The 13,242-nt window shown below is 32.3% G+C and carries 15 protein-coding genes; 9 read left to right on the top strand and 6 right to left on the bottom strand.

Annotated features, from left to right (window positions below; genetic code table 11):
- Positions 1-573 (bottom strand): hypothetical protein, encoded by a 573-nt coding sequence (locus tag NQQ59_RS09550; RefSeq protein ID WP_144217994.1) that lies wholly within the window; start codon positions 571-573, stop codon positions 1-3.
- A 261-nt stretch (positions 574-834) separates the two neighbouring features.
- Here NQQ59_RS09550 and NQQ59_RS09545 point away from each other — a divergent pair, with 261 nt between their 5' ends.
- The 5 genes from NQQ59_RS09545 to NQQ59_RS09525 all read left to right on the top strand — a co-directional run bounded on the left by NQQ59_RS09545 (position 835) and on the right by NQQ59_RS09525 (position 6,031).
- Positions 835-1,359 (top strand): RNA polymerase sigma factor, encoded by a 525-nt coding sequence (locus tag NQQ59_RS09545; protein ID WP_144217992.1) that lies wholly within the window; start codon positions 835-837, stop codon positions 1,357-1,359.
- A 46-nt stretch (positions 1,360-1,405) separates the two neighbouring features.
- On the top strand, positions 1,406-1,615 hold the full coding sequence (locus tag NQQ59_RS09540; protein ID WP_144217990.1) for a hypothetical protein: 210 nt from the start codon (positions 1,406-1,408) through the stop codon (positions 1,613-1,615).
- 12 nt (positions 1,616-1,627) lie between these two features.
- The gene (locus tag NQQ59_RS09535) at positions 1,628-2,470 is read left to right on the top strand and encodes a FecR family protein (RefSeq protein WP_144217988.1); all 843 of its coding nucleotides are present in this window, start codon (positions 1,628-1,630) and stop codon (positions 2,468-2,470) included.
- 101 nt (positions 2,471-2,571) lie between these two features.
- The gene (locus NQQ59_RS09530; RefSeq protein ID WP_257698181.1) at positions 2,572-5,190 is read left to right on the top strand and encodes a TonB-dependent receptor; all 2,619 of its coding nucleotides are present in this window, start codon (positions 2,572-2,574) and stop codon (positions 5,188-5,190) included.
- Positions 5,191-5,194: 4 nt separating this feature from the next.
- A complete protein-coding gene (locus NQQ59_RS09525; RefSeq protein ID WP_222104886.1) occupies positions 5,195-6,031 on the top strand; it encodes a DUF4249 domain-containing protein in 837 nt (278 codons plus the stop codon).
- A gap of 76 nt (positions 6,032-6,107) precedes the next feature.
- Here NQQ59_RS09525 and NQQ59_RS09520 read toward each other — a convergent pair whose 3' ends face one another.
- Positions 6,108-7,247, bottom strand: a complete 1,140-nt coding sequence (locus NQQ59_RS09520; RefSeq protein WP_144217984.1) for an Atu1372/SO_1960 family protein — start codon at positions 7,245-7,247, stop codon at positions 6,108-6,110.
- 67 nt (positions 7,248-7,314) lie between these two features.
- Between NQQ59_RS09520 and NQQ59_RS09515 the strand changes: the two genes are divergently transcribed.
- Entirely contained in the window at positions 7,315-8,118 is an 804-nt protein-coding gene (locus NQQ59_RS09515; protein WP_144217975.1) for an AraC family transcriptional regulator, read from the top strand.
- Here the strand turns inward: NQQ59_RS09515 and NQQ59_RS09510 are convergent.
- Positions 8,105-8,425 (bottom strand): hypothetical protein, encoded by a 321-nt coding sequence (locus tag NQQ59_RS09510; RefSeq protein ID WP_144217973.1) that lies wholly within the window; start codon positions 8,423-8,425, stop codon positions 8,105-8,107. The genes NQQ59_RS09515 and NQQ59_RS09510 overlap by 14 nt on opposite strands.
- A 97-nt stretch (positions 8,426-8,522) precedes the next feature.
- Between NQQ59_RS09510 and NQQ59_RS09505 the strand changes: the two genes are divergently transcribed.
- On the top strand, positions 8,523-8,735 hold the full coding sequence (locus NQQ59_RS09505) for a helix-turn-helix domain-containing protein (RefSeq protein WP_144217971.1): 213 nt from the start codon (positions 8,523-8,525) through the stop codon (positions 8,733-8,735).
- A gap of 27 nt (positions 8,736-8,762) precedes the next feature.
- On the opposite strand, the gene NQQ59_RS09500 is transcribed toward NQQ59_RS09505, so the two are convergent.
- On the bottom strand, positions 8,763-9,293 hold the full coding sequence (locus NQQ59_RS09500) for a GNAT family N-acetyltransferase (protein ID WP_144217969.1): 531 nt from the start codon (positions 9,291-9,293) through the stop codon (positions 8,763-8,765).
- A 108-nt stretch (positions 9,294-9,401) separates the two neighbouring features.
- Between NQQ59_RS09500 and NQQ59_RS09495 the strand changes: the two genes are divergently transcribed.
- Together NQQ59_RS09495 and NQQ59_RS09490 are read left to right on the top strand one after the other, a co-directional pair.
- Positions 9,402-10,229 carry an SIR2 family NAD-dependent protein deacylase gene (locus tag NQQ59_RS09495; RefSeq protein ID WP_144217967.1) on the top strand — a complete coding sequence of 276 codons (828 nt, stop codon included), beginning with the start codon at positions 9,402-9,404 and terminating at the stop codon, positions 10,227-10,229.
- 3 nt (positions 10,230-10,232) lie between these two features.
- On the top strand, positions 10,233-10,457 hold the full coding sequence (locus tag NQQ59_RS09490; RefSeq protein WP_144217966.1) for a hypothetical protein: 225 nt from the start codon (positions 10,233-10,235) through the stop codon (positions 10,455-10,457).
- A gap of 14 nt (positions 10,458-10,471) precedes the next feature.
- Here the strand turns inward: NQQ59_RS09490 and NQQ59_RS09485 are convergent, their stop codons facing one another.
- Both NQQ59_RS09485 and NQQ59_RS09480 read right to left on the bottom strand, forming a co-directional pair.
- The gene (locus tag NQQ59_RS09485; RefSeq protein WP_144217964.1) at positions 10,472-11,101 is read right to left on the bottom strand and encodes an MgtC/SapB family protein; all 630 of its coding nucleotides are present in this window, start codon (positions 11,099-11,101) and stop codon (positions 10,472-10,474) included.
- Between the two features lie 106 nt (positions 11,102-11,207).
- Positions 11,208-13,010: a glycoside hydrolase family 2 protein gene (locus NQQ59_RS09480; RefSeq protein ID WP_144217962.1), complete on the bottom strand. Its 1,803-nt coding sequence runs from the start codon at positions 13,008-13,010 to the stop codon at positions 11,208-11,210.
- Between the last annotated feature and the right edge of the window lie 232 nt (positions 13,011-13,242).

The following is a 13,242-nucleotide window of genomic DNA, read 5'->3' as shown; positions in this document are numbered from 1 at the left end:
TTATTTTTTTGATGGCGTAAGTTCAACTGAGAATTTTGCCTTACAATTATCTTGTCCTGTGATAGTCTGCGTACCTTTTATGACATTTTTCTTAATATCATCGAGAACAACTTCAATTTTAATATTGTTTTTAGTGGAACTTTCTCTGGCAGAATCGAGCACTATTTTATTGACTAAATATTGCCCTCTAAAAACTCTTTTTATCTGATTATTACTCAATACGTTGGTATACATCCCTGTAGAATCTGAAACAAAATCCCAGATTTCGGTACGCTGATCACCAATAACATACGTACTACAATTCGATTCTCGGCAAATCATTTTACTGTTCCATTTGGTATTAAGAGTATCTGGCCACACTTTAATTTCAGGAACCGAATCTTTAAATTTACGAGTCAATTGAATGCTGTCTTTCATTTTCAATAACAATTCATATTCTGCTTCTTTATCGGCAAATTTCTTTTCGCGTTCCAAGAGAATATTCTCTCTTTCTGTAAGTTCTTGTTCTTTTTTATTATTACAAGAAATCAAAAAAGTGATCAGGATTAAAACTGAAAATCTTTGTAAAGTCATAATGTTTTGAATTTTGTTCTTTACAATTTAAGCATAAAAATTCTTTTATCCCTCTAAAATCAATAAAAACCGAACTTTTGTACAAATTTTCGCGTGTAAAATTTGTAACATTTATTCGTCAACAGCGTCAAATCTTAAATTAAATTACGGTTCTTTGTAACTTATTACATTCGTGATTTAGGATTACAAAATTTCTGAATACAATAATATTGAAACCAATGAGTTTAGATTAGTTAAAAACTAGTCGCGATATTTTTCGTTATGGACAATAAAAAGTTTATTTTAAGTTTAAAAAAAGGTAATGAAGAAGCTTTTAAAGAAGTTTACTTCAATTATTATGATAAACTGATAAACATTGCCAGACGATTTCATTCCTCTGTATTTACTCCCGAAGACTTTGTTCAGGAAACTTTCATACGATTATACAACAAAAGAGAATTGCTAAATGAAGAAGTTTTGTTTGACAAGCAAATATTTGTGATCTGCAAAAACATCATCATTAATCATGTAAACAGAGAAAATAAAATTGTACAACTTGATCCTTCACAAACTCATCATATCCTAGATGAAGAAACAGATTCAGGAATTTTTGAGGAAAGGCAAGAAAAATTACAAAATTTTATTAATCAGCTTCCTGAACAACAACAAAAAATATTCACTTTACACAAACTGGAAAACCTTAGCTATAAGGAGATTGCAGAGATGACGGATCTTTCTGAAAAGACCATCGCCAATCATATTTATCTTGCCAGTAAATTTATTCGAAAAAAAATCGAAAACCATTAGGAACTTTTTTGTTCTCGTTTGTTATCTATAAAAACAAAGAACAAAAATGCATATTGAAGCTTATAAAACCAATGTTAGAACAAAGAAAGATGCAAGCTTACTTGTAGCTTATTTACAGTTCGTTATTTCTGATTGTATTATAAATTTCGATTTCAAAAATCGCGAAAGAATTCTTAGAATCGAAACCAACAGAGAAATCAAAGAAATGGTTTATGGTGTTTTTACTAAACAGGGATTTTATTGTAAGAAGCTTTAACACCAAAAAAATATGGATAAGGAAAATTTTGATGATGAGTTTGAAAAGTTATGGAACGAAACTCCCTCTTCGCATTCAGAAGATGTAAAAAAAGCATCTTGGGAAGAATTTCATTCTAAAACTTTTAGTGAAAAGAAACGTAAACCCACACCTTGGCGCTATCTTGCCGCAGCGTCTGTTTTACTTTTTGTATTAATTGGAACAGGAATTTATTTTAACAATGAATCTGAGAATGAAAGTGAAGTCGTTGCCGAAAATGTAATAGAAAACCTGACTGATAAAATAAAATATGTGGTTTTACCAGACAGTTCGAAAGTAGAGTTGACTCCAAACTCTAAAATCTCTTACGGAACAGATTTCGCTTTAAACAGAAAAATAGAAATTGATGGTGAAGCTTATTTTAAAGTTAAAAAAGACAAACAACATCCGTTTCAGGTTTTCTGCGACGAAACTACTACAACCGTTTTAGGAACTTCTTTTATCGTGAAAGAATCTGAAAACGAAGAAGTAACTGTAGAACTTTTTGAAGGAAGCGTTCAAATGAGTATAAAAGGTCAGGATCAAAAATGGATTCTGAAACCGGGAGAAAAATTCACTTACGGAAATAAAACAGCTTCAGTTGCCGAATTCAGTCGATTTATAGATTTTGACAACCAAAAGTTGTCTGTGCTTTGTCAATATATTGAAAAAACCTATGGTTATAAAGTCAATATTCCGAAAGAAAATCTAGATCAGAACATTACGATCAGAATCAATAAAAAAGAAGATTTAAAAACAATTGTACAATTAATATCAGAAATGTATAACCTAAACTTTGAAATAAATGAAGATTTAAAACAGATTACTTTTCAATAGAAAAGAAAAAAGGATGTAAGCCGCGAAACTCCACATCCTCCTCATATTCAGGATAACACGAGGTTATTCCAATTAATAATTATTCAAAAATACAAAATTTCATGAAGCATATAATTTCAGCATGCTTTTTTTTATTCAGTCTCTGTATGTCTGCTCAGAACGTTACAGTAACTGTAGATCAAAATGTCACTTTAAAAGAATTCTTTAAGCAGATCGAAAATCAGACCGATTTCAAATTTGCTTTTACAGATCAAATTGATACCAATAAAAAATACTTTAACCAAAAAAGTTCTTTTAAGCAGACTGATATTCAAAAGCTAGTTTCAGAACTCAACAAAACTGCCTCTGTTCAATTTTCTATTGTAGGCAACAATATTTTTGTTAAACAGAAATCTCAAACTCAGAAACCAGCTAAAAAAAAAAGCAAGCTAAAAGGACAAATTTTTGATGATGAAAAACAGCCTGTTATTGGTGCCAACATTTATATTATAGAATTGGAAACGGGTACTGTGACAGATTTAAATGGAAAATACAGCATCGAAATTCCAAATGGAAGTTATACTGTTTCTGTAAGCTATATTGGATTTAAGAATAAAGAAAAACATATTAATCTTAATGAGGACATGAACCTCAACTTCAATATAGAATCTGACAGCCAGCAATTGGGAGAAGTGATTGTCATGAATAACAAAGCGGTTGATGTGAAAGCAACTCAAATGAGTGTAAACCGTCTTTCGATGCAGGAAATCAAAAAAATTCCTGTGGCAATGGGAGAACCAGATCCTTTAAAATCGATTCTGACTTTACCAGGAGTTACCAATGCCGGAGAAGCTTCTTCTGGATTTAATGTTCGTGGTGGTGCAGCCGATCAGAATTTGATTCTTTTGGATGGAGCGCCTGTTTACGCAGATTCTCACATGTTTGGTTTCTTTTCTATTTTTAATGCTGATATCGTTAATGGTTTAGATTTATACAAAGGCGGAATTCCATCTCGATTTGGTGGTCGTGTTTCTTCAGTTTTAGATGTAGCACAACAAACCGGAGATTTTGAAGAGTATAAAGTAAATGGAGGAATCGGAATTATTTCGAGTCGTCTTTTGGTTCAAGGACCAATACAAAAAGAGAAAAGTTCGTTCATCCTTTCCGGACGTGCTTCGTATGCGCATTTGTTCATGAAACTGGCAGACAATAAAAACTCTGCCATGTTTTATGATTTGAATGCTAAATTTAATTTTCGTCTGAATGCCAATAATACCTTGTCTTTTTCGGGTTATTTAGGAAATGATTTGTTTGATATTAACGAACGTTTCTCTAGTACTTACGGAAGTACAATGGGGATTTTGAGTTGGAAACATAAATTCAATAACAATTTAAACAGTAATCTTTCTGTTTTTTACAGCGATTACAAATTCAACTTAGGACTTTCTACTGAAAGTTTTGAATGGGATAGTAACATTCAAAGCTCTGGTTTAAAATATGCATGGAATTATCAACAATCTGAAAAATTCAAAATCAATTATGGTATTGATGGATTGTATTATAATTTCAATCCTGGTGTTGTGCAGCCAACAAGTGCCGATTCTCAATTTAATTACAAACAACTGGATAAAAAATATGCTTTTGAAGCTTCTGCTTATATCGATTTTGAAAATCAGATTACAGAAAAATTGAATTTCCGTTACGGACTTCGTTACAGTACTTTTTATCGTTTAGGTTCAGAAGACATTAGTACGTACGAAAATGGTCAGTCTGTTGTTTACAATCCTTTATATAAAATTTATGAAGAAGGAACTCCAACGGGAACTATTCATTATGGAAAAGGCAAAACAATCAGCAATTTTGGAAATTTTGAGCCAAGAGCCGCTTTATCTTACGCCTTTAATGACGAAACTTCTATAAAAGCAAGTTACAATAGAATGGCACAATACATTCATATTTTATCCAATACACAGTCTCCTTTACCAATGAGTATTTGGACACCGAGCGGACCTTTTACAAAACCTCAACTTTTGGATCAATATGCATTAGGTTATTTCAGAAATTTCAAAGACAAAGATTATTCATTAGAAACAGAATTATTTTATAAAAATGTACAAAATCGTATTGACTATATTGACGGGGCTGATGTTTTGGCTAATAACAATATTGAGCAGGTAATTCTGAACGGGAAAGCCAGATCTTACGGAATGGAATTATTGTTTAGAAAAAATACAGGTAATTTCACCGGATGGATTTCTTACACTTTATCAAGAGCAGAACAAAAAACAGCTGGAAGAACTCCCGAAGAACCTGGAATTGCAAATGGTGACTGGTATTTATCAGGTTATGACAAACTACATAATTTAAGTATTGTGGGAAGTTATGAACTGAATCCGAAATGGTCTTTTAACGGAAATTTCACTCTTCAATCGGGTCAGCCCGTAACATACGCCAATGGTTACTATGAATTTGGAGGAATCAATGTTCCGAATTATTCTTTGAGAAATGAAAACAGATTACCTCTTTTTCATCATTTGGATCTTGCTGCTACTTATACCCCAAAACCAGATAAAAAGAAAGGATGGCAGAGCTACTGGGTATTCAGTCTTTACAATGTTTACAACAGAAAAAATGCAGCTTCTATGAGTTTTACCACAAATGATGATACGGGAGCAAATGAAACCAGAAGACTTTCGATCTTCGGAATTGTACCTGGAGTTTCTTATAATTTTAAATTTTAATGCAATGAAAAGATTAAAAAAATATACAACAATGAATAAAGCATTAGCATTAATAACACTTTTTTCAGCACTCTCTTTTACTTCTTGTGAAGATGTTGTCAATCTTGATTTGGAAACAGGCGAAACCAGATTGGTAATCGATGCCGAAATTATGTGGAAAAAGGGAACTAGCGGAAACGAGCAAACTATAAAAATTAGTAAAACGGCACCTTATTACAACAATTCAACACCAAAAGTTTCAGGAGCGCAAGTACGTGTTGAAAACAGCAATGGAGATGTTTTTACTTTTAATGAAACAGAAGCGGGAGTTTACAAATGCACCAATTTTGTTCCTGTAATCGACGCCGATTACAAATTGTTTATTGAAGCAGAAGGCAAAAGTTTTACGGCTACAGAAAAATTAACTTCTGTAGTTCCCATTACAAAAGTAGATCAAAAAATGGTACCCGATTTTGGTGAAGATGTAATCGAAATGACTTTCTATTATACAGATCCAGTCGATCAGGTTAATTTTTATGTAACCGATTATCAAAGTGAGTTTCTAATTTTTCCTCAATATGGAATCACAAATGATGAATTCTATAATGGAAATGAAATCAACACACGATTTTCTGATGAAAATATGAAACCTGGAAATACAGTAAAAATTACACATAGAGGTGTTTCTAAAAACTTTTTCAATTACATGAAATTGATTTTGGAAGCTTCAAATTCAAATCCATTTTCTGTTCCTCCGGGAAATATTAGAGGGAATATTTTAAATACAACTAATGCGAATGATTATGCTTTGGGTTATTTTAGACTTTGCGAAGCTGATCAAGTTGATTATTTGGTGAAATAAATTCTTTTTATAAAAAATCACAAAACCCTTAAACATTCATGTCTAAGGGTTTTTCGTTTCTATAAATCTTTCCTTTTTATTCCACTTCAAAAACAGCCTGAATTTCTACAGAAGAATTTACAGGAATAGAAGAAGCTCCGAAAGTTGCTCTGGCGTGTTTTCCTTTTTCTCCAAAAATTTCAACTGTAAGATTTGAAGCCACATTCATTAAATCAGCGTGTTTCGTGTAATCGTCTTTGGCATTGAAAATTCCTGTGAGTTGTACGCAACGTTTTACACGATTCAAATCGCCGTCAACCGCTTCATTCAAAACGGAAATTACATTCAACATTGTCAGTTCAGTTGCCTCTTTTACCTGTTGTTCGTCCACATTCAATCCTAATTTTCCTGGATTGAGAATTTTTCCATTTTTTAAAGCCACTTGATTAATGAATACCAAATTTCCCGTACGCACATAAGGCATATAATTTCCAGCAGGTTTTGGCACTTGAGGCAAAACAATATTTTTCGATTTTAAAATCGCATTAATTGAAGATTCTTCTTTTACTGCAATTTCTTTTTTAGAAAAAGTTCCTTTTAAAGCCAATGCTACTTTTGCAAAGTTTTTCCCTTGTAATTCTGCTAAATAACGTTCATCTTTTGTTGGTCTTTCCACATCTTTTAAAGATGCCAAACTTGTTGTTCCTAAAACAGAATTTCCCTGCGGAATTTTCTTGTCGATTTTTTCATTGCCTCTAATTCCGTTTGGTACTAAAACCATTCCGTGAACCGCTAAACTATTCCAAAAAGATTGTAAAGCCAATTCTTTTCCTGCACCACTTCCAGCCGACATAAAAACCGTTGCCGGCATTCCTTCTAAGGCATGATTCGTCCATAAATTAACGGTTTTAGATAGAAACTCGCTCATTGTCGTACTAATGTTTCCAAAATAAACAGGAGATCCAAAAGCAATTCCGTCATAAGAGGTTAATTCGTCAACCGTTGCAACTGGAATATCTTTTAATTTTGAATTTGTTGATGACTTTACTTGCTTAATAATCGCTTTGGCATTTGCATCACTTTCAATTCCTTTGGCGATTTCTTTAGCCAATTCATAAGTTCCTCCGTTATCGGAATGAACCAGCACTAATATGTTTGTTTTTTTATTTTGTGCTTCAGTTGTATTCATGGCTAATACGGTTAAAATAGCTACTAAAATGAGTTGCAGTTTTTTCATGTTGTTGTAAATTATATTCATTTACAAAATTAAACATGACGTTTTTATTAAATTTGCCAAAAACTACATGCAGAACGCCAATTTAAAATGCGGTTTATCCGAAAAAAAAGAAGGTCAATTTGAAGACAACATACCAACAAACGCTTATGTTTGGTATGATCAAAACTGGCAGCATGACGATTACGTTCATACACACGAGCGTTACCAATTGACTTATGTTGAAGAAGGTTATCAATATTTTCATATTGAAGAAAAAACCTATCTCGTTCCGCAAAATCATGTTATTTGGATTCCGACGAAAAAAGAACACCGCATTTCTTCTGAATCTAAAACAGTCAACTTGATAATTGCATTATTCAAATCTGTTCCCGAACAGGATTTTTATCAAAACGTTCATGTTTTTTCAGTGCCAAATGTTTTAAAAGAAATGATTTTGTACGCTCAAAAATGGGATAAATTATTAACCAAAAATGAGGAACAAGCTGCTTTTTTAAATGCGATTTTAACGAGTTTACCTAACTTTTGCCAAGAAAATAATTCATTACAAATTCCAGTTCCTGCCGATAGTCGTTTGATTCCGGTTTGCGATTACATCAATAAAAATTATCAATATGCTTTTGATATTGACGAATTGGCCAATCTAGCTCAAATGTCAGTTCGCAGTTTACAAAGGATTTTTAAACAGAAAACGAATATTACGCTTCAAAAATATTTACAGCTAATTCGTATTCTAAAAAGCATTGAACTTTTAGATGCCAAACAATATACTTTAAGTCAAATTGCTCATTTGGTCGGTTACAAAAGTCTTTCTGCTTTTAGTGCTTCTTATTTTGCAGTTATTCAAGAGAAGCCGAAGTTTAGGAAACATTAAAATCCTCGCTTTCTAGATTCAACTTACATATCTTATCAAGCAACTCCATTTCATCATTTGGCAACAACTGTAAAGCAATTTCAACTAAAATCATTGGTTCTGAAAAAGCTTTTCCAAAATTTTCGTTTTGCAACATCAGAATGCTCGCTTTTAATAAAGAAGAAATCATCATATTTAATTCAGTATAATTTGGCACTTTTAATTCTGCAATAAAACATTCCTTTTCACTTTTTAATGTTTTGAAGAAATTGACTTTATTCATTAATTCCAAAAGTTCATTTATTGATTCTTTTTGATGTGTTTTCATATGTTAAATATTAGACAAAAAACAATGTTATCATATATGATAACCGCTTTGTGCAAATATATAACAAAATTTGAATTATCATAAAAGATAATTTCAAATGAAAGAAACCATTCAACAAAAAGTTGGAAAAAGAATTCTGGAAATAAGAACAGAAAAAAATATTTCTCAACAAGAATTGGCTACAAAGTGCAACTTTGAGAAAAGTAATATGTCTAGATTAGAGAAAGGAAATTCAAATGCTACACTTTCAACTCTTGAAAAAGTTTGTAATGCACTTGAAATAAATTATACCGAATTATTTAATTTTTAGAAGTTCAAATCTCTATTATAAAATGATTTATTCTAGCCAATTTGATTTATCAATTTGATACACAAAATTCAATTTTGGTTTTTCTCCAAAATAAGCGACTTCTTCTTCAGCAACTTTTTTTGCGCCTACTCTGGAAATAGCAATTTGCGAACGGATATTTTCTGCACCAATATGGAATTTTACTTTAGAAACATATTCAAAAAGATAATCGAGCATTGTCTTTTTTACACTTAGATTAAAACCTTTTCCCCAACACGAAACAGCATAAAAAGTATACCCAATAAAAATACAATCTTCTTCTTTATTGAAATCGTAAAATCTTGTACTTCCAACAACTTCTCCAGTTTCTTTGTTTATAATTTTAAAAGCGCCTTTGCTTTGCATCGCGCCTTCAAAAAACTTTTCGAAAACTTCTTTTTTCCATCGATCTTTATTCGGATGCTGTTCCCAAATTTTAGGATCAGAAGCCACTTTATATAATGCATCAAAATCTTTTTCTTCTAAAGGATACTGCATGCAGAGATTGTTTTCTAAAATGGGTTGCAAATTTAAAGCCATGATGTTTATTTTTTCAATTCTAAAATTAAGTAACTTTTATATTTTGTCAATTGAAAAAACAATAAAATCCAAATTACTATTTTTATCAAATAATTACGACAACTTAAGATGGAACAATTAGAAGAAATAATAAAAAATGTATCAAGTAAAAATAGAAGAAATCTGTTTACATTTTTAACCGGTGCAGGAATTTCTTCAGAAAGCGGTATTCCAACTTATCGTGGTGTTGATGGTATTTGGGTAAAAGGAACTCAATTTCATAAACCAGAAGAATTCGGAACTTTTAAATATTTCAAAGAAAATCCAGAAGAAGTTTTGCAATATTCTTTGTTTAGAAAAAAAATGTTTGAAAATGCCCAACCTAATACAGCTCATTCTGAATTAGTTGAAATTGAAAACATTCTAAAAGACCGATTTCATTTAATTACCCAAAACATTGATAATCTACATAGACGCAGCGGAACTGAGAGAATTTTTGAAATTCACGGAAACAACAGAGAAATAAAATGTTCCAACGGTTGTAAAGAAATAGTAAATCTTCCTGAAGAAATAAAAGGAAAAGATATCGATGAAGATTTAACGGAACGAGATATTGAACTTTTAAAATGCCCAAATTGTGGCAGCTGGATGAGACCCAATATTTTATGGTTTGATGAATATTATAATGAACAAACCCATAAAAAATTCAGCGCCTTGAAAATTGCTAAAAACTCTGGAATATTATTTATCATAGGAACTTCTGGAGCTACAAATCTTCCTATTGCTATTACCGAAACGACTTTAAAATATGGAGGAACAATCATTGATATCAATACAGAAGACAATCAATTTACGGCTTTAATTAAAGACAAAAAGAATAAAATCATCATTCGTCAAACTGCAACAGAAGCTTTAAAAACGATTAAAGAGATTATTAAAAACATATATCTTACCTAACTTATGTATCAAATTATTTTATGCGAAAAAGCAACAGGAATTGTATTAGAGCTTGATGGCAAAACAAGATATCATGCGGGTGAAAATAATAAACGCCCGTCCTTTTCTTTTGATAATCTGTTAGAAGCCGAGAATAAAGCTTACGATTTAATAAATGTGAATTCAGATTTAGAAATTTCGATATACGACTGTAATTGGGAGTATATAAAAACAATAACTAAAGAATAAGAGCTTTTAAACATTTACAACACCAATTCCTCAAAAATTGGATCCATTAAGAGCGCTGCGTACAAAGATTCCATCGAATGTTTAGAAGCATGCACCTGCCATTCTAAAGTAAGATGATCCAAAGTGCGACGTTGTCCTAGAAGTTTTGATTTTATTGAATGTTTATTAAATAAATCTTTGCATCGATTATATCCATCATCTGTTCTTTTAAAGGTAATTCGAAGTGTTTTATGTTCATTAATTAAATCGATTTTATCTTGAAGTATAGTAAGCAAAGTAAGAATTAAAAGAATCATTAAAGCCGCACAGGCCGAAGCAAAATAATACCCAGCTCCCACTCCCATACTTACTGCTGCTACTGACCAAATCGCGGCTGCAGTAGTAATGCCGCTCACATGACTGTCTGATCTAAAAATAACTCCCGCACAAAGAAATCCTAAACCTGTTACAATATTTGAAGCTATACGATCTGGATTTCCTGGCCCGCCGATCCATTCAGACATCAAAGTAAAAAAACAGGCTCCAACAGAAATCATTATCGTGGTACGAAGACCCGCTGCTTTTCCTCTATATTCTCTTTCAGCTCCGATAAGAGCTCCCCAGAATGCCGCTAAAAGAAGTCTTATGATGATTTCTAGTTCCATTTTAAGCTTTGTTTTTTTTAAATAAAATTAAGGAAAAAACATAAAAAAAACCTCCAGATTCAAAATTGATTCTGAAGGTTTTTCCACTTTATCTAAAACTTACAACTTACTTATATTCTGCTTCTTTCTTAGCGTACCAATCTTTCATTACATAAAAAGCTTTCTTTTTAATTCCCTGATCAGAAATTAAACCTTTACGGTTGAAGAAATCCTGAATGTTTGGCAATTGTCTTCTTGGCGATCTAAAATCAACTAAAATCCATGGAGAAACTCCAGCCAAACCTTCAATTCTATTGAACATTTGCGTATTTTGAATGTACAATTCTTCCTGATATTCTTCGTTCCAGCGTTCTTTTTTATCTCCATGAAGGCCTTGTAACGCTTCGCCGCCAAACTCACTGATAATAACTGGTTTGTTATACGGAATTACCCATTGCATGTCTTTGCAAGATTCGTTTGTTCCTCTGTACCAGCCTAAATATTGGTTAAAACTCACGATATCTACAAATTCATTCATATTATCATGAAGTGTATTGACATTGTTCGGACTTTTCGTAACCTCCATCGCCATACTAATCAAACGAGAATTGTCTTGTGTACGAGCGTATTTCGCCAATTTACTTAAGAAAAGATCTCTTTCATCACTATGCGGCGTTTCATTTGCAATGGACCAAATTACGATACCACAACGATTTTTATCTCGATAAATCATATCGTGCAATTGACGTTCTGCATTCGCATAAGTATCTGGATTTGTCCACGAAATCGTCCAATACACAGGAACTTCAGACCAAATCATAATTCCCATTTTTTCGGCTTCTCTAACCATTTTTTCGTTATGCGGATAATGTGCAAGACGAACATAATTACAACCTAATTCTTTCGCCCAATTCAACAACGTAATCGCATCATCTTCAGACCATGCTCTTCCTGATCTAAAAGGTGCTTCTTCGTGAATACTGATCCCGCGTAAAAAGACTTTTTTACCGTTTAAAAGAATTTCTTTTCCTTTAGTTTCAATAGTTCTAAAACCAATTTTATCTGTAATATTTTCGTCTGCTTTGCTTATAGTAACGTCGTATAATTTTGGTTTTTCTGGCGTCCATAAAACGGGATTGGCTTTGATTTCAAAATATGCCATTCCTTTTGCATCGGTCGTAACATTCTTTTTGATTTTCAATTCTGGTATTGAAACTGAAACTGATTGATTACCAGTTTCACTGTTTAATTTGACCCAGCCAGAAATTTTACCTTTTTCTTTTTTATCCAATTGAACCAGATAATCTTCGATATAAGTATTTGGTACCGAAGCCAAAGTTACATCTCTGGTAATGCCGCCGTAATTCCACCAATCCATGTTTACGGTTGGCACGTTGTCTTTATGACGCTTGTTGTCGACTTTTACAACTACGAAGTTATTTCCGTCGACTAATAAATCGGTTACATCAAAATTGAAAGGCGTATAACCTCCAACGTGTGTTCCTGCCATTTTCCCGTTTACATAGACTTTCGCATCATAATTGACTGCTCCGAAATGTAGAATCCCTTTGGTTTTAGCATCTTTTTTATAATTAAAGTTTTTCTGAAACCAAACCGTTCCTTCATAAAAGAACAATCTTTCATCTTTCGAATTCCAATCAGACGGAATATCCATTGTGGCCGAAGTCGCAAAATTATATTCGGTTAAATCTGTGGTATTCCATTTTTTGTTTTCGAAAAATCCGTTATTTTTAAAAGGCATCAAACGGTAATCGTAATAGCCATTTTCCAGCGGATCTACAATGTAACTCCATTTTCCGTTTAAAGTCATATTGTTTCTGGCTGAAATGTTAGAGACCAAAGGAATTTCCTGTGCCGTTGCCTTTCCCATTAAAAGAAAAGTAAAACACAGCATTACAATTTTTTTCATATTGTTTTTATTTTTAATTATCTGTAATTAAATTTTAACACATAGAGACATAGGATTTTCTTTGTGTATAAAAGGCGTTTCACTTGTTTAAATGCACATAGCTAGATTTTATCTGCTGATCTGCTAAATCTGCGGGAAAATTTTTTAGCTCGCAGATTTGGCAGATGAAGCAGATTTTTTAAACACATAGAAACATAGATTTACTTTGTGTTAAAAGGCGCTTCACTTGTTT

This window comes from Flavobacterium panacis (genome assembly GCF_024649945.1).
GTDB classification, from domain to species: domain Bacteria; phylum Bacteroidota; class Bacteroidia; order Flavobacteriales; family Flavobacteriaceae; genus Flavobacterium; species Flavobacterium panacis.
The sequence above is the reverse complement of the archived record's forward strand: the minus strand, read 5'-3'. Positions and strand labels throughout refer to the sequence as shown.

What these genes read in the sequence shown, in the direction of transcription:
- NQQ59_RS09550 (WP_144217994.1), bottom strand. Translation starts at nt 573, where the DNA reads ATGACTTTACAAAGATTTTCAGTTTTAATCCTGATCACTTTTTTGATT.
- NQQ59_RS09545 (WP_144217992.1), top strand. Translation starts at nt 835, where the DNA reads ATGGACAATAAAAAGTTTATTTTAAGTTTAAAAAAAGGTAATGAAGAA.
- NQQ59_RS09540 (WP_144217990.1), top strand. Translation starts at nt 1,406, where the DNA reads ATGCATATTGAAGCTTATAAAACCAATGTTAGAACAAAGAAAGATGCA.
- NQQ59_RS09535 (WP_144217988.1), top strand. Translation starts at nt 1,628, where the DNA reads ATGGATAAGGAAAATTTTGATGATGAGTTTGAAAAGTTATGGAACGAA.
- NQQ59_RS09530 (WP_257698181.1), top strand. Translation starts at nt 2,572, where the DNA reads ATGAAGCATATAATTTCAGCATGCTTTTTTTTATTCAGTCTCTGTATG.
- NQQ59_RS09525 (WP_222104886.1), top strand. Translation starts at nt 5,195, where the DNA reads ATGAAAAGATTAAAAAAATATACAACAATGAATAAAGCATTAGCATTA.
- NQQ59_RS09520 (WP_144217984.1), bottom strand. Translation starts at nt 7,247, where the DNA reads ATGAAAAAACTGCAACTCATTTTAGTAGCTATTTTAACCGTATTAGCC.
- NQQ59_RS09515 (WP_144217975.1), top strand. Translation starts at nt 7,315, where the DNA reads ATGCAGAACGCCAATTTAAAATGCGGTTTATCCGAAAAAAAAGAAGGT.
- NQQ59_RS09510 (WP_144217973.1), bottom strand. Translation starts at nt 8,425, where the DNA reads ATGAAAACACATCAAAAAGAATCAATAAATGAACTTTTGGAATTAATG.
- NQQ59_RS09505 (WP_144217971.1), top strand. Translation starts at nt 8,523, where the DNA reads ATGAAAGAAACCATTCAACAAAAAGTTGGAAAAAGAATTCTGGAAATA.
- NQQ59_RS09500 (WP_144217969.1), bottom strand. Translation starts at nt 9,293, where the DNA reads ATGGCTTTAAATTTGCAACCCATTTTAGAAAACAATCTCTGCATGCAG.
- NQQ59_RS09495 (WP_144217967.1), top strand. Translation starts at nt 9,402, where the DNA reads ATGGAACAATTAGAAGAAATAATAAAAAATGTATCAAGTAAAAATAGA.
- NQQ59_RS09490 (WP_144217966.1), top strand. Translation starts at nt 10,233, where the DNA reads ATGTATCAAATTATTTTATGCGAAAAAGCAACAGGAATTGTATTAGAG.
- NQQ59_RS09485 (WP_144217964.1), bottom strand. Translation starts at nt 11,101, where the DNA reads ATGGAACTAGAAATCATCATAAGACTTCTTTTAGCGGCATTCTGGGGA.
- NQQ59_RS09480 (WP_144217962.1), bottom strand. Translation starts at nt 13,010, where the DNA reads ATGAAAAAAATTGTAATGCTGTGTTTTACTTTTCTTTTAATGGGAAAG.